This is a genomic window from Streptomyces gardneri, from assembly GCF_006539185.1.
Taxonomy (GTDB): domain Bacteria; phylum Actinomycetota; class Actinomycetes; order Streptomycetales; family Streptomycetaceae; genus Streptomyces; species Streptomyces gardneri.
The window spans coordinates 12,721-33,629 of sequence record NZ_BJMN01000006.1 but is presented as its reverse complement, the minus strand read 5'-3'; the positions used below and the strand labels follow the sequence as shown (position 1 = coordinate 33,629).

The window sequence follows — 20,909 nt, the reverse complement described above, 5'->3', positions numbered from 1 at the left end:
CTTCCTTGGACTCTCCCGGCGCGTGACGCGTGGCGTCACGCGTGCGCTCCGGTCTCCTGCTCCTCGGCGGCGGCGAGCAGGTCGTCCAGGACGTGGTCGAGCTGCTCCGGGGTGGTCTCCGGGTTGAGCAGCATCAGCTTCAGGTAGACACGGCTGACGCCGTCCTCGCCCGTGATGTGCGTGCGGGCGATGAGGGAGCGGCCTTCCTCCATCAGCCGGCGGCGCAGACGTCCGTTGAACGCGTCGGCCTCGGCGTCGCCGCCCTGCGGCGGGACGTAGCGGAAGAGCACCGAGGTGAGCGGCGGCTCGGCGAAGAGCTCCAGCCGCGCCTCGCGGTCGATCCGCTCCGCCGCGTACCGGGCGAGGTCGTGGCAGGTGTCCACCATGGCCGCCATGGTCCTGGCGCCCAGGGTGCGCATGGTGATCGCGATCTTCAGCGCGTCGGACCGGCGGGTGGTCTGCAGGGAGCTGCCCTGCAGGCCGATGAATCCGGCGCAGGTGTCGTCGTCCGCGCTGAGGCAGGTGGTGGGCTGCAGGCCGAAGGACAGCAGCGTCTCGGACCGGCGGACCAGGAGGACGGCCGAAGAGGCCGGGGACCAGCCGAACTTGTGCAGGTCCACCGTGATCGAGTCGGCCTCCGCGAGGCCGTCGAGGAGGCCGCGCAGACGGGGGGAGAAGAGGGCGCCGGCCCCGTACGCCGCGTCGGCGTGCAGCCAGACGCCGTGGCGGCGGGCGACGGCCGCGAGTTCCGGCAGGGGGTCGACGATGCCGAGGTCGGTGGAGCCGGCCACCGCGACCATGGCGACGGCGATCTTGTCCTCGGGGAGTTCGCGGAGGATCCGGTCGGCTTCCTCGGGGATCATCCGTCCGGCCTTGTCCACCGGCACGGTGACGATGTTCTCCTCGCCGATGCCGAGGAGACGCACCGCCCGCTCGATCGAGAAGTGGACACCGACGGGGCAGAGGACCACGGGCTGCCCGGCGCACGCGCGCATCCCGCCCAGGAAGGGGTACACGCCGGTCTTGTCCGCGAGGACGGTGTCCCGGGCCATGGTCATCGCCATGAGGTTGGACACGCTGCCGCCGGGCGTGAGGGTGCCTCCGGCCTCCTCAGGATCGTAGCCGGCCAGCTCGGCCAGCCGGGCGACGACCCAGCGGTCGAGCTCCAGGGCGAACGGGCCGCTCTCCCACGCGTGGAGGGACTGGTTGAGCACCGCGGCGACGAGTTCGGCGACGGCGGCGGCGTCGATCGGGGGCGGCTGCATCCGGGCGAGGGCGGCCGGGTGGGTGAGGTCGGCCGACCACTGCGCGTACGGGCGGACGAGGTCGGCCAGCGCCGTCTCGGGCGCGCTGCCCTCCTCCGGCAGCAGGGGGCCGGTCAGGACCTCCCGGGCCGCGGCCCTGGCGCCCTCGGGCCCGCCGGGCGCCACCGGTCCGGTGCGCTGTGCCGACACGTCCTGGAGGATGTCGAGGGCCGCGTTCATCAGGCTCCGGACGCTCTCCAGACCGGCGACGGTTCCTGCGGTCCGGAACAGGGGTTCGGAATCGGACGTGGACACGGGGGATCTCCTCTGCGATGGGGGGTGTGCCGCGCTCGGGAAGAGGGCGGCGTACGGCGAGGGCGGAGCGCCCGTGAGGGCTTCCGCGAGGGCGGGGCGCCCGGACCGGGCCGGGCGCCACCGCGCGGTAGGAGGAAGGGGGCGGGTCAGGCCCTTTCGTCGACCGGCTCCTCGGCCGGCCGGGTGGGGAAGTCCTTCAGCTGGGGCACCGGCGAGAAGACGATCCACAGCAGTGCGGCGAGGAAGGCGAAGGCCGTCGCGTACAGGGTGTTACGCAGGCCGATCGCGTCGCCGAGGAGTCCGCCGGCCAGGGCGCCGAGCGGCAGCGGCCCCCACGCGATGAACCGGCAGCCCGCGTTCACCCGGCCGAGCAGACGGTCCGGAGTGATCGCCTGGCGCAGGCTCACGACGTGGATGGTCGACATGGTCGAGCCGATGCCGCAGCAGGCGAAGGCCGTCACGTACATCGCGTACGACAGCGGTCCCGTCCCCGGAGCCAGCGGGATGAGGAGCGGGGCCGCGCAGCACAGCACCAGTTCGGCGACCACGGCCCGGCCGAGGCCCAGCCGGTTCTTCAGCCAGGTCGCGGCGACGGCTCCCACCAGCGAACCGATGGCGCCCACGCCCAGGACGAGGCCGATGGTGCCGGGGTTCATCCCCAGCTCCCGGGCCGCGTACAGCACGAAGACGGTCTGCAGCGACATCCAGCAGAAGTTGTAGGTGCCTGCCTCCAGGGCGATGGCCCTGATGGAGCCGTTGCGCACCACCACGCGCAGCCCCTCGGCGATGCTCCGGGCGGTGGAGACCTTCTCCTCGGGGATCTCCGGGGCGGGTTCCGGCCGCCGGATGGCGAGCAGGCTCGCCACGGAGACGGCGTACGAGGAGGCGTTGACGAGCAGAGCGACGGGTGCCGTCAGCCAGCCGACGAGCAGACCGGCGAGGCCGGGTCCGCCGATCTGCGCCAGGGAACTGCTCGCCTGGAGCTTGCTGTTGCCCTCCACCAGGTGCTCCCGTCTGATGAACGAGGGCAGGTAGGACTGGTAGGAGACGTCGAACAGCACGGTCAGCACGCCGACGAGCAGCGCCGTCACGTACAGGTACTCGATCGTCAGCAGGTCGAGGTAGGCGCAGAGGGGGACGCTCCCCACCAGCAGGCCCCGCCCGATGTTGCTCCAGATCATGAGGGGCCTGCGGCGTCGGCGGTCGACCCAGACCCCGATGAACAGGGTCGCCCCGAGGAAAGGGGCGAAGCCGGCCGCGTTGAGCAGCCCCAGCTGGGTGGACGAGGCCTGGAACTGGTAGACCGCCGCCAGCGGGAGCGCCAGCTGGGTGATCTGCGCTCCCATCAGCGAGACCGACTCGCCGCCCCACAGCTTGAGGAACTCGCCGTCCCGCCACAGTCCGCCGGGGCGCACGGCGCTCACGCCTCGCCCCACGGCTCGTCGGTGACGTGGTAGCAGCAGCCGATCTGGGCGCCGTTGGACATGCTGACGATGCCGACGCGCGGGTCGGGCGTACCGCGCACGAGCATGCCCGCGTAGGCCCCGCCGACCATGAGGACGCCGTAGGCGACGACCATGCGCTCGAAGCCGAGGCCGTCCTCGGCCAGGAAGCGTTCGGCGACGGGCAGCACGCGCTCCTGGACGACGAACGGTCCGCCGGCCGCGCCCCGGATGTGCTTCTCCCATTCCTCCTGGCTCACCGACCAGCCCGGTATGACACCGACCCCGCCGTACAGCAGCGTGGGCTTGAGCGCCAGTTCGTCCTTGTGTTCCAGGACGTACGGGAGCAGGTCGACGGTGTCGCCGTCGTGGTGCACGGACTCGTCGCGCAGGAAGCGGGTCCAGGGCAGGATCCGCTCCACCAGGGCGAGTTCGTCGGCGGAGAAGGCTTCGCGGTTCCGCTCGTCGCTGAGCATGGCGAGGCTGCCCTTGTTGCCGTACAGCTCGCAGTCCAGTCCGGCGAACAGGAAGGTGTGTCCGGCGTGGACCGCGTCGAGCAGGGGGTCGACGAGGTCGCGGCTGCGCTGCTCGTCGGCCATCTCCCCGGGGAGGAAGATGCGGTACACGACGTCCACCTTGCGTCCGTGGACGTGGGGAACGCCGTCGCGGTAGTCGAACTCGGCGAGGCTGCAGACCACGGTGTCGAAGCCGTGACGGAGCCAGTCGGGGACCACGAAGTCGAGCCACGGCTTGGTGTAGGTGAACCCGTCGGGCCATTCGGTGAGGGCGAGGACGGGGCGGGCCGGCAGCTCGAAGCCCGCGTCGGCGGCCTCGCCGCGCAGCACGTCGGCGATCCGCCCGATCGGGTCCGGATGGGTCAGGCGCTCCTCGTGGGCGAAGTCCTGGAACGCCCTGTTGCGGAAGGCCGGGCGGGAGAACTCGCCCATCTGCCAACCGCCGAGGGAGCTGCCGGTGTTGAGCTCCATCAGCTTGAAGCCGCCGGGCTCGCGGTACATGTCCGCCCGGGACATGGCGGGCATCCGGCGGCCCGCCCCTCGCATCACCAGGTCGACCTGGGTGTCCGTCATGCCGACGGCGCGGGCGAAGGCACGGCGGTCACCGCCGAAGAGACGGTCGGGGATGGTGGTGAGCAGCTCGAAGAGGCCGTTGAGGTCGGCTTCGAGCCGGACGCGGTCGGTGGCGTCGAGGAAGACCGGGCGGTTGAGCGCCTTGCCGCCGCCCGCTCCGTAGCTGTTCCAGTCGTTGCGCAGCTCGGGGACGACGAGGTGCGCCGCCTCCCGCTCCGTCGACAGGTAGCGCCGGGTGACCGGGTTCTCCATGAGCGCGCCGAGGCCGTCGAGGGGGGAGCCGCCGAGGACCGGCCGGATCTCCGCCTCCGCGCGGTCGAGCGCCGTGGTGCAGGCGCGCTCGTCCTCGCCGACCGCGATCAGGGCGGCGGTCCGCGGGGTGAGCGCCTGCGGCGGCAGCAGCAGTTCGTCTCCCGGGCCGGCGAGCGGCACGACGTCCGTCACCCCGGGGACCTCCGCGGCGTGCCCGAGGTCGAGCCGCTCCAGGACGCCGTCGTGGGGCGGGTAGAGGAAGCGCACCTCGGCGTACCGGTCGTGCCGGGGCGTGAGGTCCGGCGTGCGGCCGGAGGCCAGGGCGGCCCCGGCCAGGGTGAGGTCGATCCCCCGGGCGAGCGTGCCGACGTACGGGATGAGGTCACCGCCGAGGCGCCCGTTGAGCTCGATGAGGCGGCAGCCGGAGGGCGTCAGGCGGATCTCGGTGTGGGTGATGCCCCGGTCGATGCCCAGGGCGCGGTGAGCCGCCCTGACGAGGGTGTCGACCTCGTCGGCCCAGGGCTCGTGCCGCCAGGGGCCGAGCAGATGGCCGACCTCCTCGAAGGCCGGGTCGAAGCCGAGACGCTTGCGGGCGACGAACACCGGCTCCGCCTCGCCGTCGACCACGCAGCTGTCCACGCTGATCTCGGGCCCGGTCAGGTACTCCTCGACCAGCACGCCCCGCTCCGTCCGGATACCGGGAAGCGTGGTGCCCGCCACCAGCGCGTAGGCGTCGGCGAGTTCGGACGCGGCCCGCACGAGCGTCACGCCCATGCTCCCGGCGAGGGAGCGGGGCTTGAGCACGACCGGGTAGCCGATCTCGGCCGCGCCGGCGGCCGCCTCCTCCGCGCTGTGCACGAGCCGGTGCCGGACGCCGGGCAGACCGGCCCGGTCCAGGAGGGACCGGGTGGTGTACTTGTCCCGGCAGGCCTCGGCGGCCGCGGCGGAGAGGTGGGGCAGTCCGAGCTCCTCGGCGACCGCGGCCGTGGCGATCAGCGAGAGCTCGTCCCAGGTGAACAGACCGGCCGGGGAGCCGGACCCGTCGGCCTCCGCCGCTTCCGCGTGCAGCTCCTCGACCGCCCCGCGCAGGGTCTCCGCCCGGGTGGTGTCGGCGATCCGGAAGGCGGAGACGTAGGGCTTCTCCCAGGTGAGGTCCTGGGAGGTCACCAGGGAGATCTCGTACTCACGGGCCAGGGAGGCCATCGCGTACTCGCGGTAGGCCTTCAGTCGGCTTCCCACGACCACGAGTCGGGGGCGGCGCTCTTGCATGCGAAGTTCACACTTTCTGTCGTGGGGGGAGTTCAGCAGGGCCGGGGCCGGCAGCTCATGACGAAGGACTCCGCGGTCTTGAGGATCGCGGCCTCGACCGAGCTGCTGGACGCTCCGCGGAAGCGGAACCGCGCGGCGACGTGTTCGTAGCCGCCCACGGCGGGGATCACGTGGCCCGGCCCTGGCACCAACTGCACGTACGGGCCGCGTTCGCCGGCCTCCGTGGCCCAGCTGACCGCCGTGACCTCGCACGGGGGCGGAACGGGGAGCGGCAGCAACAGCCAGCCCGCGGTCGTGTGCCCGTCGGCGGGCGTCGTCCCTCCCGTGGGCGCGGCGGCCGTTCCGGCGGCGGGCTCCCGGTCGACCGCGGGTACGGCCGGCCGGCGCCCCAGCTGGATGTCCGCGGCCGCGGACATCAGGTCGAGGCCGTGCACCTCTCGCCACACGAACGGGATCTCCCCTCCCCCGACCCTGGCCCCGGCCTCCAGGAAGACCGGCCGGGGGGTGCCGTCGGACTCCCTGCCCAGGAAGACCTCCATGTGGAAGACCCAGGGGCGGCCGTCACCGAGCGCCTCGGCCGCCGCGGCGGTGAAGTCGGCCAGCGGTCCGAGGACCTCCGGATCGTCGATTTCGACCGATCCCAGGTAGGTGCCCTTGGTGAACTCCTCGCAGTTGTTCACGTACCGCGAGACGCGCCAGGCGCCGAGCGCGTCACCGGTCCAGAGCCCGTCCACGTGCAGGACGGGATCCGCCACGAAGGACTGCACGATGCGCGGCTCGTGCCGGTCGGACAGGAAGATCCCGGCGTGGGCGTCGAGTTCCTCCTCCGCGTGCAGCAGCACCACTCCCCTGCTGGCCGTGCCGCGCCGTGGCTTGACCACGACCGGCCAGCCGTGGCGCTCGGCGAAGGCCCGTACGTCGTCGGCCGTGTCGGCGTCCGCGTACTCCGGCACCCGGACTCCGGCGGCGTCGACCAGGCGCACCATGGTCAGCTTGTCGCGGAAGCGCTCCAGCTCCTCCGGAGTCTGGCCCGGCAGCCCGAGGGCGACGCGCAGCGCGGCCGCGTTGTCGAGGTCTCCCTCGTTGAGCGCCATCAGCCGGCTCGCCGGGCCGAACCGCCCGATCAGCTCGTCGACCGCGGTCCGCGTCTCGACGGGGTCGTCGGTGGCGCCGACGACCCGTACCCCGGCCGCGTCCTCGGGAACGGAGGTCAGGCCCAGTTCCGTCGTGACGTAGGTGACCCGGTGGGCTCGGTGGTCCAGGTAGGCGGCGTACCGGGCGTGGTCGCCCCGCCACCGGTGCAGGACCACGATGTGCTCCGGTTCCGTGCCCTCGCATCCGTTCATCCGCGCTGCTCCTCGTCGGACGCCGCGAGCCGGGCGTGGGCCACCATGATCTGCCCCAGCGCGATGCCCCCGTCGTTGGTGGGCACCTGCTGCTGGCAATACGCGCGGAACCCGGCGCGGCGCAGCTCCACCAGGCAGTTCACGAGCAGGAACTCGTTGAGGAAGACCCCGCCGGAGAGGACCACCTGCTCGAAGGCGTCCGCGCCCTGGTTCTCGCGGACGGCCAGGGTGCGCTCGACGACCATGTCGACGACGCCCGAGTGGAACCGCCTGCTGATCTCCGCGCGGTCCACGCCGTCGGCGAGGTCACGGGCCAGGGCCCGCACGACGGGCCTGGGGTCGATCTCGGCGGTCGACGACGTGGTGGTGGTGCTGTCGATCGCGAAGCGGTAGCGCTGCTCCGGGGCCGTCATGGAGAGGTCCCTCGCGAGGAGGCCTTCCAGCTCGATCGGCCCCTGCGCCTCGTACTCGGCATGGGTGGTGACGTCCAGCAGTGCGGCGACGCCGTCGAACAGCCGGCCCATGCTGGAGGCGTGCGGGGCGTTGACCCCCCGCCGGGCCATGGTGGCGAAGACGTGCAGCTGCTGCTCGTCCCACCGGCCGAGCACCGGGAAGGCGGTCACCGCCGCCTCCGGTTCGCCCAGGGCGTCCAGGGCCAGCGCGAAGCCGGTCCTGACCGGTTCCTTCACGGCGCGGTCGCCGCCGAGCAGGGGAACGGTACGCAGGTGGGCGACCCGGTGGGCCTCCCGATAGTCCCCCAGCAGGAACTCGCCGCCCCAGGTGGTGCCGTCCGGGCCGTAGCCGGCCCCGTCGAACACGACGCCCAGGGTGGGGCCGGTCAGACGGTTCTCGGCCATGCAGGACGCCATGTGCGCGTGGTGGTGCTGCACTTGGACGACACGGTCGTAGCCGGCGCCCTCCTCCTTCAGCGCCAGCCGCGTGGCCCGGAACTGCGGATGCAGGTCGACGGCCGCGTTCCGGGGCGTCAGCTCGTGCAGTGCGGCCAGATGGCGCGCCGTCTGCTGGTGGGACTCCCAGGTCTCGTCGTTCTTCAGGTCGCCGATGTGCTGGCTCAGATAGACGCGGGTGCCCCGGGAGAGCGCCACGGTGGTCTTCAGCTCGGCGCCGAAGGCGACCATGGGGGCCAGCTCGACATTGACCTCGACGGGGTAGGGGGCGTAGCCGCGGGCCCTGCGCAGGAAGCTGACCAGCGGACCGTCGAGTTCCGGGTGGGCGGAGACCCGTACGAGCGAGTCGTCGACCCTCGTCTCGATGTCGCGGTCGTTGTACAGCACCAGCTCCGCGATGGCGAAGAGCTGCTCCAACGCGTCCTCGTTGCGGTACGCGATCGGGTACCCGGAAATGTTTCCGCTGGTCATGACCAGCGTGTCCAGTCCCTCCTCGGCCAGCAGCAGATGGTGCTGGGGCGCGGAGGGCAGCATCACGCCGATGTTCGGGTTGCGGGGCGCGATCGCCTCGGGCAGCCCGCCCGGCTTCTTCCGGGCGAGCACGATGGGCCGCGAGGACGAGACGAGCAGCTCCTCCTCGGCCGGCCCGATCTCGGCGAAGCCGGCCGCGGTCTCCAGGTCGCGGGACATCACGGCGAAGGGCTTGGAGTCGCGGCGCTTGCCCGCTCTCAGGCCGCGCACGGCCGCCTCGTCGCGGGCGTCGACGGCCAGGTGGAAGCCTCCGACGCTCTTGACGGCGACGATCCTCCCCCCGCGCAGTGCCGCCACCGCCGCGTTCAGCGCCTCCTCGCCCTGCAGGGTGTTCCCGGAGGCGTCGGCCGACAGGAGTCGCGGGCCGCAGTCCGGGCAGGCGTTCGGCTGGGCGTGGTAGCGGCGGTCGAGCGGATCTCCGTACTCGCCCGCGCAGGTGCCGCACATGGTGAAGTCCGCCATGGTGGTCTGCGCCCGGTCGTACGGCAGTGCCTGCACGATCGAGTAACGCGGCCCGCAGTTGGTGCAGTTGATGAAGGGGTAGCGGTACCGCCGGTCCGCCGGGTCACGCAGCTCGGCGAGGCAGTCCGCGCACACGTGGCCGTCGGCGGGGACGATGGTGTCCTTGCTGCCCGTGTGCACGCTCGTCCGGATGACGAACTCGGCCGACGGGTCGGCCGGCACGGGCAGTTCCTCGACGTGCACCCCGGTGACCCGCGCCTGCGGCGGGGCCTGGTCGGTGAGCTCCGCGAGGAAGGCCTCCACGGCGGCGAGCGGGCCGGTGACCTCGGTGAGCACACCTTCCGGGTCGTTGAGGACCCATCCGGTCAGTCCGTGCGCGAGTGCCGCCTTGTAGACGAAGGGCCGGTATCCGACACCCTGGACCACTCCGGTGACACGGGCGAGGCGGCGTACGGGCGTCACACCGGGGTCTCCGGCGGTCCCGCTCGCGGTCGTGGCGGATTCGCCCCGTGCAGGGCCCCCGCTCACATCCTGTTCGGTGGCGGTCATGGGTCAGCAGAGCCGCGGGAGTTCGGCGCCCAGCAGTTCCTCGACCACGGAGTCGCGGCCCTCGGCGTCCCGCATCAGGACGAGCGCGCCGTCCTGCTCGGTGACCTCGCCGATGACGACCGCGCCGGTTCCGTGCTTGTGGGCGCGCAGGGCGTCCAGGACCTTCTGCTCCGCGGAGGGGTCGACGAACAGACAGACGCAGCCCTCGTTGGCGGAGTGGATCGGGTCGATGCCCAGCATGTCCGTGGCCATGAGGGTCTCGAACTGGATCGGGAGCGCCTCCTTGTCGATGCGGATGGTCCGCTCGACCGCCCCGGCGTACTCGTGCAGGACCGCGGCGAGGCCACCCCGCGTGACGTCGCGCACGGAGCGCACGTCGCCCTCGTCGACGGCGGCGAAGAGCTCGTCGAGCATGCCGTTGATCGGGGCGCAGTCGCTCAGGACGCGCTGCTCGAAGCCCAGTCCCTCACGGATCGAGAGGAGGTGCACGGTGTGGTTGCCGATCGGACCGCTGAGGATCACCCGGTCGCCCGGCCGGACGTTGCGCATCCTCAGCGGCGTCCGCTCGAACACGCCCACGCCCGCGGTGTTGAGGTAGATCTGGTCCGCTTCGCCCTTGCGGACGACCTTGGTGTCGCCGCAGACGATCTGGACGCCGGCCTCCCGCGCCGTCTCCCGGATCGAGGTGAGGACCTGCACCAGACGGGCGATCGGCAGGCCCGTCTCCAGGATCATGCCCAGGGTGAGATAGAGCGGCTTGGCGCCCACCACGGCAAGGTCGTTGACGGTTCCGCAGACCGCGATCTTGCCGATGTCACCGTTGCCGAAGAAGGGCGGGTCGACGACGAACGAGTCGGTGGTCATGGCTATCTGCCCGGCGGCGATGGGCAGCATCGCGCTGTCCTCCATCTCGCCGATGTAGACATCGCCGAGAGTCTCCACGATCAGCGCGAGCAGTTCGTGACTGAGCTGGGTGCCACTGCCGTGGTCGAGGACGACTTCACCGAGTTCGGCTGCGGGGGTTGTCATCGGGGTTTCCCTTCGGGGCGTTGGGGGGTGGGCGCGGTCGCGCGGTGGAAGGGAGGTGTTACGGAAGGATCTTGACGACCTTGCGCGCCAGCTCGCCGTCGCTGTCCAGCGTGGCGAGGATCTCCTCGGAGGTCGCGACGGTGGCGCAGTAGCCGCTGAGCCACTCGAGCGAACGGTCGCGGGCCTCGGGGTCGCCGGACACCACGCAGTCGGAGGGGACCCAGATGTTGTAGCCGCGGAAGAAGGCGTCGGCGGCGGTCGTCTGGACGCAGATCTGCGTCTGCAGGCCGGTGACCAGGACGGTGTCCACACCGTTCTTCTGGAGCAGGTCGTGCAGCTCGGTCTCGTAGAAACCGCTGTCCTTGTTCTTCTCGACGACATTGTCGGAGGGGTCGAGGAAGTCGCCCAGGATGGCCGCGCCCTCGCTGCCGCGCTGCAGCGGCAGGGTTCCGTCGAAGTCCCGCTCCACGTTGGGGTCGTCGGGGAGGTTCACCAGCTGGAGGTGGTAGATGCCGTGCCCACGGCGGCGCATCTCCTCCAGGAAGTGGACGAAGCGGGGCTGCGCCTCGGCCATGGCGGCGGTCCGCTCGGGCGTCTTGTGGACGACGTCGGCCTGCAGGTCGTTGGTGAGTACGGCGATCTTGCCCATGCGAATCCTCGTGTGGTTCGGAGCACAGCTGAACACGGCCCATGGCTCCACGGGTGGTGGAAGGCAGGCCGAAGCAGCGGTGAATGCTGGTAGCAGACGGGGAGGGTGACGCTCGGTCAAGAGCGGCCCGGACACTACTGGTTGAGAGGGGCAGCCCTTCCCGGCGCAAAGTGGTGGTCGGTCACGTGCGGCCCGGGGCGGAGTGTCGGAGATCCCCAGGCGGGGCAGAGATTCCCATATCCTCCGTGAACGCGTCAACAGCGCCACTCAGTTGGGGGTCCTGTGAAGAGTTCGTGAGCGCTTCGGGGTCGGCGTCGCGGCCGTGGGGGACAAGGGCACGGCCCTGCCGCAGCCTGCTCGCACCGAGGGGCGGGCACCGAAGGTCGCCGCCCAGGGCCTTGACCTGGGGACCTGGGCGCGTGATGATCTCGATCGGTTCGCGCGAGTCGTCTCCGTCCCGCCGCGAACACGCACAGTGAAAGCCCCCCACCACCGGAAAGCCATCCACGCGCGTGTTACCTGCTCCGGGCGAGTCGTCGCTCACGACTCCTCCCGCCACCTGACATGCTCAGCGCACGCCGGATACACGCCGGCGCCCGTCACTCGCCCGCCCGGCGCCGCGCCCGTGCCGCCCCCACCGGCCCGGCCGCCAGTGGCTGCCGAGCTCGGCGGCCACGGAATCATGGATCAACACTCCCCGACCCCGCCCTGCGGCTACGGGCACGCTCCGCGACACCCCGGACGCACGCCGTGCCGACCGGAGGCCCTGCTCGCGGGAAGTGCTACAACTGGGATTGTGAGCCCGACCCTTCTCTCGTGCCCGGCGTACCGGTGCGATCGAACCTAGGCAGAAGATTCGGAAGCGTCGCCGGACAGGTCTTCGTCCTTCAGGTGGCGATCGTGGTGCTGCTCGCCGCCGCGGCCCTTCTGGCCCTGGTCCTGCAGTCGCGGCACGACATCGAGCGTGAGGCCCGCAACCGGTCGGTTGCCGTGGCGGAGACCTTCGCGAACTCCCTGGGCCTGCAGGACGCGCTGAACGCGCCGGACCCGTCGGCCGTCCTGCAGCCCCTCGCCGAGAAGACGCGCAAGGCCGCGCGGGTGGACTTCATCGTGGTGATGGACACCCACGGCATCCGCTACAGCCACCCCGACCCCGACCTCATCGGCGAACGGTTCGTCGGCACGATCGGGCCCTCGCTCGCCGGCCAGGTGCTCACCGAGAGTGTGCAGGGACCGCTCGGCAAGGAGATCCAGGCCATCGTGCCGGTCACCTCGCCCGACGGCGATGTCGTCGCCCTCGTCTCGGCGGGTCTGACCGTGGAGAACGTGACGGGCATCGCCGACCGACAACTACCGGTCATCCTCATGGCCATCGCCACCGGTCTGGCTCTGGCCACCGCCGGCACGGCGCTGATCAGCCGAAGACTGCGCCGTCAGACCCACGGGCTCGGCACCCAGGAGATGACCCGCATGTACGAGCACCACGACGCGGTGCTCCACGCCGTCCGCGAAGGGGTGCTGATCACCGACGGTGAAGGACGGCTGCTCCTGGCGAACGACGAGGCCGGACGGCTGCTCGATCTGCCGGACGACGCCGAGGGACGCCCCGTCGACGAGGTCGGCATGGATCGCCGCATGACGGAACTGCTGCGGTCCGGCCGGGTGGCCACCGACGAGGTGGTGGAGGCCGGCGACCGGCTGCTCGTGGTCAACCAACGGCCCACCCACCCCGGGGGCCGCCCGCAGGGCTCGGCGGTCACCATCCGTGACTCCACCGAGATGCGGCTCCTGAGCAGCCGGGCGGAGACGGCCCGCAAGAGGCTCAAGCTGCTCTACGACGCCGGGGGCGACATCGGCACCACCCTCGACGTGGTGCGCACCGCGCAGGAACTGGCCGACGTCGCCGCGCCCCGGTTCGCCGACTTCGTCACGGTCGACCTGGCCGACCCCGTACTGAAGGGCGAGGAGCCCGGCCCGGGCGCCGACATGCGGCGCACGGCGGTCAGCGGCATCCGCACCGATCACCCGCTCTATCCGCTCGGCACACTGATCGACTTCCTGCCGTCCACACCGCAGGCCCGCGGGTACGGCACGGGCAGGGCCGAACTCGTGCCCGATCTCCATGACGCGCCCGGATGGCAGGCCCAGGACGTCGCGCGGACATCGGAGATCGTCGAATACGGGATCCACTCGCTCATCGCGGCTCCGTTGAACGCCAGGGGCGCCGTACTCGGGGTGGTCAACTTCTGGCGGTCGGAGAAGCCGGAGCCGTTCGACGAGGACGACCTGTCCCTGGCCGAGGAGCTGGTCGGCCGCGCCGCGGTCACCATGGACAACGCCCGCCGCTACACCCGCGAACACCATCTCGCCGTGACGCTGCAGCGCAGCCTGCTGCCACAGGACCTGCCCGAGCAGAGCGCCGTGGACGTCGCGCACTTCTACCAGCCCGCGCAGTCCGGAGTGGGCGGGGACTGGTTCGACGTGATCCCGCTACCGGGCAGCCGCGTCGGACTCGTCGTCGGCGACGTCGTCGGGCACGGCCTGCACGCCGCGGCCACGATGGGCCGGCTGCGGACGGCCGTGCACACCTTCTCCTCCCTGGACCTGCCGCCCGACGAACTCCTCGCCCGTCTCGACAACCTCGTCCAGCGCATGGACGAGGAAGGCGACAGCGCCGCCCGGAACAGCGGCATCCTGGGCGCGACCTGTCTGTACGCCGTCTACGACCCGGTGTCCCAGAACTGCACCATGGCGCGGGCAGGACACATGCCACCGCTCGTCGTCGCCCCGGACGGCACGACGACGATCTCGGAACTGCCGGCCGGCCCTCCGCTGGGGCTGGGCGGCATGCCGTTCGAGACCACGGAGCTGCACCTGGCGGAAGGCAGTCAGCTCGTCCTGTACACCGACGGGCTGGTCGAGGAGCGGAGCCGGGACATCGCGGAAGGCATGGAGAAGCTGCGCACGGCACTGAGCCATCCCGACCGGGACCCGCAGGCCAGCCGCCGCGCCGTACTGGACGCCCTGCTCCCCGGCAAACCGGCCGACGACGTCGCGCTGCTCATCGCCCGGACCCGGACGCTGGGCCCCGACCGGGTCGCACAGTGGGACGTGCCGTTCGACCCGAGCGAGGTCGGCGCCACGCGCGACCGCGCGAGCCGGCAGCTCGAGGAGTGGAACCTGCAGGAACTCGCCTTCACCACGGAACTGATCCTCAGCGAGCTCGTCACCAACGCCCTGCGGTACGGCGCCGCGCCGGTTCGCGTCCGTCTGTTGCACGATCGCACCCTGACCTGCGAGGTGTGGGACGGCACCAGTACCGCCCCGCACCTGCGGTACGCCGCCACCACGGACGAGGGTGGCCGCGGCCTGTTCCTGGTGGCACAGCTCAGCGAACACTGGGGCACCCGGTACACACCGCAAGGCAAGGTCATCTGGGCCGACCAGGTCCTGCCCACCACCGACGGCGCCCCCTCGTAGCGCCCGGTCTCCCGGCCCGCGGCGCGGGCGGACAGGGCGGCGGGTCACCACGCGCCGCCGCGGGCGCTGTTCGCCGGTCGGACGGCCACCGGCGGCTGCTTCGGCGAGATCTCCGGGCAGTGGCACGGCGGAGTTCCCCAGTAGCGACATGGCGGAGATCCGTGTCGCCGATGCCGCAGTCAAGCCATCACCGCCACGTGGAACGCCAACACCATGGAGACGAACGCAGACCCCATCGGCGCAAGCGACGGCATCATCGTCGGTTTCGGCCCCGCCGAGAACGCCGCATACATATGGACTGATGATCCCAACGAGCGCTTCACCAGCCGGGCCTCGCAGGCACAGTGGAGGAAGCCGTCTGCCGCAAACTCATGGAAGAGTTCAACAGCAACAGAAGCTGGAAATCCACTCGCTGGGCCGTCGCGGTGAGCGACAGCTGCACCAACGGACTCCAATTCATCGGATCAGGCACCTGCAGCATCTTGAGTCCCACGGCCCCGGTTTCGCTCTCGACGCCAGATCTAGCCGACAGATTCTGCGAACCGCCGGGCAACGGCAGCACGCTGACCTGCTATGGGGGACATTCTGCGCTCGGTCCAGCGCGCAAGGCCGCGATCACCTCAACCGCCAGCGTGAAGCGTTCTACAGCGCCGAGGCCCTGCGCGTGTTCACCCGCGACGCCACTCCTGAGGGCCACTTCGAAGCCGTCCTCGACGACATTCACGCCATCATCGTCGAGGTAGCCTGCGGCCGACACTCCAGCGCCCTGGACCGGCTCCAAGCCGTCCTCGTCACGGTCGGCCAAGTGGTACTCACTACTACCCAGCATCTCGAACTCCCTCACGAGAGCCACCTAGCGGTCGTAGGCAACACGGTTAGGCATGCGGGGGCCTCGCCAGATCTCCTCGATGGACTGGAGTGAACTCAGCAGTCTCGCATCCTGAACCGCAAGTCGCAGTGCGTCAACATCGGTAGCCCGCAGTAGCCCCAACTCGTTTGGGTCCAGCGCTTGCAGGAGCGACTCAGCGTGTTCGCCGAACCATTCCTCCTCACCTAGTTCACGGGCCAGTCGGAGTAGGCCGATCACCACCTCCGGAGAACGCTTGTCAGCGGGGATGCGATAGAGGAGCGCGAGTCCCTCGTCCAGCACTTCCCGCCCCGACCCGTGATCCACCCCAGCCCAAACGTGGCTACTTCCGGCCGCCCTGAGTATCTGCATCAACCGATCCTGCGGTTCAGTGAACAGGCCCGCATACCGGTGGAGGTGTCCCACCAAAACCTGCTGCTCTCGGTCCGCGAGGTCCTTCCGACGCATTTCACGGACTACGTACACCTCCACCGCGGACCACAAACCTGCCCATCGGGTTCCACCACTTGCCGATGCGAGCCGGATCAACTCGACCAGAAGGGCCTGTGTTAACTTCGCCGGCAGCAAGTCCACGTCCTGGACGATGTGTCGCACCAGCACGTTTGCCACCAGCGGACGATCTGTGTCGGGAAGATTTCGCATGATCTCCAACACATCGAGGTAGCACGCGGCCAAATGTGCTGGCTCTCGCCTGTCGCAGCACACTAGGGCCACAATCGCATGCGCACCTGATACAGCCTGCTGCTCTTCGTCGACGCGGTAGGTCCGCAGCGTATTTGGCAAAGCATTGAGCAGGGGCGCGAGGGCGTGTAGCAATTGCTGTGTGTCGGCGTCGCACAGTAGGGCGAGTCGTTGGATGAGTTCGCTGGCGTCCACCCCTCTGGCATCGAGGTAAGCCGCCGGGCCCCGCACCCTGTGGCGCAGTGTCCAAGCCAGATCGTCCACAGACGGGACAGCACTGCCAAGGCTAATCCAGAGGTCGCCAGCGTTCTCAGGGCTCTGGCCGCCAGAACGCCGCTCCACCGACACCGTGCGGGCGAACGACTCCCACGATGCCTCACCAAACTGCGAGCGCCAGAATTGCGCCCGCCGCCACCAGCGCTCAACAGGAGCAGAGCTAGCCAGGAGCTCTGAGGCATGCACTCCGTCCTCGGCGAGCAGGATGAGGAGGAGGAGATTCGCGCCGTAGGCGGCCTCCTGCTCGGTGCGATTGCCGGCAGCTGGGCGGTACGGCAGATCTGCCCGCTGATCCCCATCTCGGTCACCGCCTCGGAAGAGCCTGCGCAGCAGCATCGTTTGCGATCCGTTCCAGCGCTTGCCACCGGGACCCAACAGCTCCCCGATGTTGTACAGAACCTCGGCGCGATCGGTGAGTGGAACGGTCGACAACAGTGCGTAAAGCACGCTGTCGTCGATCGGTGCCGCCTCGGTCTGCTCCCAACGGTCGAGGACCCGCCGCGCCTCGTTGCAGACCAGCCGGGCCACCAAGTACTCCCCGAAAGTTGCGTGCAGGAACTCGTACGACCTGAGGTGCCCCTCAGCGACCATGGCCTGTGCTTCATGTACGAAGAAGAATCGTCCGAAGAGCAGCGTGGACCCACCCTCGCCAAGCAGAACCTCGAGATCGCTGTCCGCCTCGTCGGCTGTCAGACTTTGACTACGGCGGTTGAACATTCCGACCGCGATCACGCTCAGTCGTCGAAGTTCGTTCTCGATCGCATCAGCTTCTGCCGACGGCGGGAGCGGGCCCTCACGCTTGACGACCTGCCGATGGGCAAACTCCACGAGCAGGCGCTCGTAGAGATCCACGCGGCGAATGTCTCGACCGTCGAGTCGTCGCAGTGGATTCCCGACCGCATCGTAGAGCGCCAGCATGAGCAGCAACAGGGAGTGGCGCGCCAGATCCTGATACGGCCGAATGAGCTCCCAGGTAAGCGGCTCAACGTCCTCGCTGGCGAAGTATCGCCGGTTCGTTGCATTCCATACTTCGAGCCAACAGCCAATACGCGTATCGTCAAATGGCTCCAGCCGCAGGACAGTCGTGGTCGGAGGGGTCAGTACCTGGTCGGCAACCACCGTGCGGCTCGTCACGATGAAGATGACTGGACGCCCTCGTGCGAACTCCCGCTGTTGGAACTGTTCGATACTTTGCAGATACCGCCACTGCGCACCCATGTCCAGTCGGCCTGCTCCCGCCTGGATCAGTTCGTCGAGACCATCCACGAGAATGACCCGGACGGCATCATGTGCGGGGTGCGCATCCGGCCAGTCACTCCGGCGCCCAGTCGAGCGGAACGCTGCTTCTTCAAGTTGCTGCTGAAGGTCGAGCTCGGCGGGAACGTGCCTGAGCTCGACATGAAGGCACGAGAACTCCGCTGCCGGTAATCGGGCAGCAATCAACCTGGCGAGGAGGGACTTCCCGGAGCCGGGATGCCCGAGGACAAGCAACGGAGCATGCACGGCTTTGTAGCTGAGCAGATGCGCTGCAAGAAATCCCGCTATGTCCTCCCGGAGCGGCCGAGACTCCCACCAGTCGTCGGACGCAAGCTGCCAGGCTGCCGGAGGTCCAGCCGATCGAAAGGATGGATTCACATAACCCGCGGCGAGGGAGGGAATTGTTGGCCCCGACCCCTCGGCCGGAGCAATCGGTGCCCGAAGCCGCTCTCGCTGTTCTGGCGATACCGGATCTCCATTCGCGAACTCTCGGAGCAGGAGTCCGAGTTCGATGAGGCCCACCCGGTCCGCAGTACCCTGCTGGCGCCCTTCTTCCTGGTCAGGATCGAATGTCTCTGAAGTGAGTCGCAACTCTGGACACTCCCAGGTGACCTTCGAGAGTAGTTCCCCGTAGCGCCGTTGGGCCAGCCCTGCAAGCTCGTCCGGCGAGCCTCCTGCGAAGCCGCCGAAGTGCATGACATCGGCCGCGGCTGCGTACGCGATGGCGATCTCTTCCCTGAGCTCCACCGAGTCCCGAGCCCGCGCTGAACCGAGCACCACCCTTCCAAGCTCCTCTAGAACTTGCGTTGCAAGATCGATGGGCGACACAACGGCCTCAGCGTCGCGTACAGCCCCAAGTCTGGCGACCGCGTCACAGAAGCCGGCGACAAGGAGAACAATGTCCGCCGCACAGAGCAGAGATGTTCTCGCCATGCCACGGCACGACCTCACTCGGGTGGCGAACCCGTCGAACAGCCCTCGCAGCTCGACGGGTGCAGCACCAGCAAGCCCCAGTGGCTCCAGGACTTGCACTTCCAGGTCTACGAATCCCTCCCTGCCGCCCACAAGAGTCTCTACAGCAGAGCTGAAATCGAAGGCGATGGGCTCTACCGGCACGACGGGCAGCGCCCCCTGGACGTACCGCGGCTTTGGGCGACGTTGCACTTCCGCCGTGCCCTCCAGCTCGGCCAGGCGGGTGCGCCACCAAGCCGGATCCAGAACCAGACCCGGAGGGGGCTGTTCTCCGCATTTGTCCCGGCAGTGGTTCACGATCGCAAGGATTTCGTCGAACTGCGGAGGCTTGGCACGTCGTCCGTTCAGCAATGCAGAGACAGCCGCGTCACTACGGTGCAGCACGCGTGCAAGTTCGGCTTGCGAGACACCACATCCACGGACGGTACGGCGCAGCATGGCGCAGAAGTCAGCGACAGCCCCCATTGCGTCCCCCACAACGCCCCCTCAGGCTTCACGTCTCTTCAGGAACCAACCGCTTAAGGGTAGGACGTGACCTGCATCAATACCTCCGTTCTTCGGCCTTCTTCAGCGGTCGAGACGAAGCCAACCACCGCAGCCGCAGACTCGGCCCACGGACCGCACCGGCGGTCACTCAGGGAGGGACGCTCCATGCAGTCATTGGCCATGAACTCGATCGCACTGCTCCCGTTGCTCCTGGCCGGCTTCTTCGTCGGCGTCGTACTCCCCGCGGTGTGGTCCTCGGTCCCCGCCCGCCGGAGGGCGGCGGCGGCAGTGCTCAAACAGGTTCTGAGAGCCCTTCGGCGTCGAAGGTGAGGCAGCGCGTCCTGGCACTCCCCTACTCGCACCGTGGCAAGACGAACCGGACCGAACGCTGACCGCGCTACATGAAGCGGCACCTTGACCGAGTCAAGGTGCGCTACCAGCCAGTTCTGGTCCCCGCATGGTCCCCAGCCAGACGTCATGCCCAGGAGGCCCATGCGAGGTTCGCGCACATCGAGTGCGCCTCGAACGCCTGCCCCCCCGAAGTCAGGCGCCTGCCCGGCGCCTGCCCCGTACGCGGCGCGGGTACGGGAAGAGCCGCGGGGAGCGCTTCGCGGCCACGTCCTCGACCCAGCCGAAGGTCAGCACCAGCAGTCCGGTCAGGGGGATCGCCACCAGCAGCGGGAACCATGGGCTCATCAGCAGCCACTGGAGGTGCTCGTAGAAGAAGCCGACGGACCAGAGGGGGTCGATCAGCGGGATGGCGGCCACCAACGCGACCTGGTGCCAGAGGTAGACGCTGACCGCTCGTGAGTTGAGCAGGCTGATCAGACCGTTCCAGCGTTCCAGCGGTCGGGGCCAGTGTTCCCAGGAGGGACTGACGTGGAGCAGGATGGCGACGAAGCCGAAGGACCACAGGGCCTGGGCGATCGGCCAGCTCTCGATGTCGGTGTGCACGGTCGGGTCGTCCGGTCGGGTCTGCAGGTACCACCAGCCGGCCACCATGATCAGCGGCGCGACGGACGGCACGACGTACTGCGGGATCTTCTTGAGCAGGCCCTCCTGGTGGGCCATGCCGAGGATCCAGCAGGAGCCGAACATGGCGAAGTCGCTGAGGTTCTCCCAGACGCGGCCGTAGAGGAACTCCTGGTCGATGAAGAACGTGTTCAGCACGACCGTCAGCACGATCGGCACGGACAGCGTCACCACCGGCATCCGCCGCAGCGCCCACAGCAGCAGCGGTGAGAGCAGGACGTACCAGAGGTACGCGCGGAGGTACCAGAGCGGGACGACGACCTGCACGGCCCAGCCCTGCCCCACGAGATGGTCGAAACCGTTCAGTGATTCGGCGTACGGCGGAGTGCTCAGCGGCACGAGCCAGAACAGCAGCTTGCCCCACCACCAGTTGGGATGCCCCTCGGCGTCGGGCCCCCAGCCGTCGACGATCTCGAGGGTGAGGATGACCGCGCCGAACAGCCACATCGGCGGCAGCAGTCGGCGCAGACGGCCCCGGATGACGCCGAGGGCGGGCCGGCTGAGGGAACGGGCCATCAGCGACCCGGCCAGCGCGAACATCACGCCCATCGACGGGAAGACGACGGGCAGCCAGAACCAGCCGAAGTTGTGGTAGATCACCACACGGACCAGTGCCAGCGCGCGGAGCAGGTCGAGATAGAGGTCTCGGCCGCCCTTGCGCGGGGACGGTGTCGACGGCTCCGCCTCCGGCTGGGACTCCCGTCGCAGAGCGGCGGGGATCCTCAGCCGGACGGTGTCCTGGGTGCCCCCGAACTCGAAGGATGCGGTCATGG

The 20,909-nt window shown here is 69.6% G+C and carries 11 protein-coding genes; 2 read left to right on the top strand and 9 right to left on the bottom strand.

Annotation, left to right across the window (positions count from 1 at the left end; all coding sequences use genetic code 11):
* Positions 1-35: 35 nt before the first annotated feature.
* The 7 genes from SGA01_RS04610 to SGA01_RS04580 all read right to left on the bottom strand — a co-directional run bounded on the left by SGA01_RS04610 (position 36) and on the right by SGA01_RS04580 (position 11,084).
* Positions 36-1,559, bottom strand: coding sequence for a pyridoxal phosphate-dependent decarboxylase family protein (locus tag SGA01_RS04610; RefSeq protein WP_218037811.1), 1,524 nt, complete (start codon positions 1,557-1,559; stop codon positions 36-38).
* A 146-nt stretch (positions 1,560-1,705) separates the two neighbouring features.
* A complete protein-coding gene (locus SGA01_RS04605; RefSeq protein ID WP_167534008.1) occupies positions 1,706-2,983 on the bottom strand; it encodes an MFS transporter in 1,278 nt (425 codons plus the stop codon).
* The gene (locus SGA01_RS04600) at positions 2,980-5,580 is read right to left on the bottom strand and encodes an ATP-grasp domain-containing protein (RefSeq protein WP_167534007.1); all 2,601 of its coding nucleotides are present in this window, start codon (positions 5,578-5,580) and stop codon (positions 2,980-2,982) included. The genes SGA01_RS04605 and SGA01_RS04600 overlap by 4 nt, the downstream gene beginning before the upstream one ends.
* 62 nt (positions 5,581-5,642) lie before the next feature.
* Entirely contained in the window at positions 5,643-6,956 is a 1,314-nt protein-coding gene (locus SGA01_RS04595; protein ID WP_141293563.1) for an ATP-grasp domain-containing protein, read from the bottom strand.
* Positions 6,953-9,319: a carbamoyltransferase HypF gene (gene hypF / locus SGA01_RS04590; protein ID WP_218037810.1), complete on the bottom strand. Its 2,367-nt coding sequence runs from the start codon at positions 9,317-9,319 to the stop codon at positions 6,953-6,955. The genes SGA01_RS04595 and hypF overlap by 4 nt, the downstream gene beginning before the upstream one ends.
* A 90-nt stretch (positions 9,320-9,409) precedes the next feature.
* Entirely contained in the window at positions 9,410-10,435 is a 1,026-nt protein-coding gene (hypE, locus tag SGA01_RS04585) for a hydrogenase expression/formation protein HypE (RefSeq protein ID WP_141293559.1), read from the bottom strand.
* Positions 10,436-10,493: 58 nt separating this feature from the next.
* Entirely contained in the window at positions 10,494-11,084 is a 591-nt protein-coding gene (locus tag SGA01_RS04580; RefSeq protein WP_055640355.1) for a cysteine hydrolase family protein, read from the bottom strand.
* A gap of 891 nt (positions 11,085-11,975) precedes the next feature.
* Here SGA01_RS04580 and SGA01_RS04575 point away from each other — a divergent pair.
* Both SGA01_RS04575 and SGA01_RS42660 read left to right on the top strand, forming a co-directional pair.
* Positions 11,976-14,564: a SpoIIE family protein phosphatase gene (locus tag SGA01_RS04575; RefSeq protein ID WP_308699036.1), complete on the top strand. Its 2,589-nt coding sequence runs from the start codon at positions 11,976-11,978 to the stop codon at positions 14,562-14,564.
* Positions 14,565-14,712: 148 nt separating this feature from the next.
* Positions 14,713-15,486 (top strand): ABC-three component system protein, encoded by a 774-nt coding sequence (locus tag SGA01_RS42660; RefSeq protein ID WP_308699035.1) that lies wholly within the window; start codon positions 14,713-14,715, stop codon positions 15,484-15,486.
* On the opposite strand, the gene SGA01_RS04565 is transcribed toward SGA01_RS42660, so the two are convergent.
* Together SGA01_RS04565 and SGA01_RS04560 are read right to left on the bottom strand one after the other, a co-directional pair.
* Positions 15,418-19,056: an ATP-binding protein gene (locus SGA01_RS04565; RefSeq protein WP_141293554.1), complete on the bottom strand. Its 3,639-nt coding sequence runs from the start codon at positions 19,054-19,056 to the stop codon at positions 15,418-15,420. The two genes, SGA01_RS42660 and SGA01_RS04565, sit on opposite strands and share 69 nt — an antisense overlap.
* A 591-nt stretch (positions 19,057-19,647) precedes the next feature.
* Positions 19,648-20,907: an acyltransferase family protein gene (locus SGA01_RS04560; protein ID WP_141293552.1), complete on the bottom strand. Its 1,260-nt coding sequence runs from the start codon at positions 20,905-20,907 to the stop codon at positions 19,648-19,650.
* Positions 20,908-20,909: the final 2 nt, after the last annotated feature.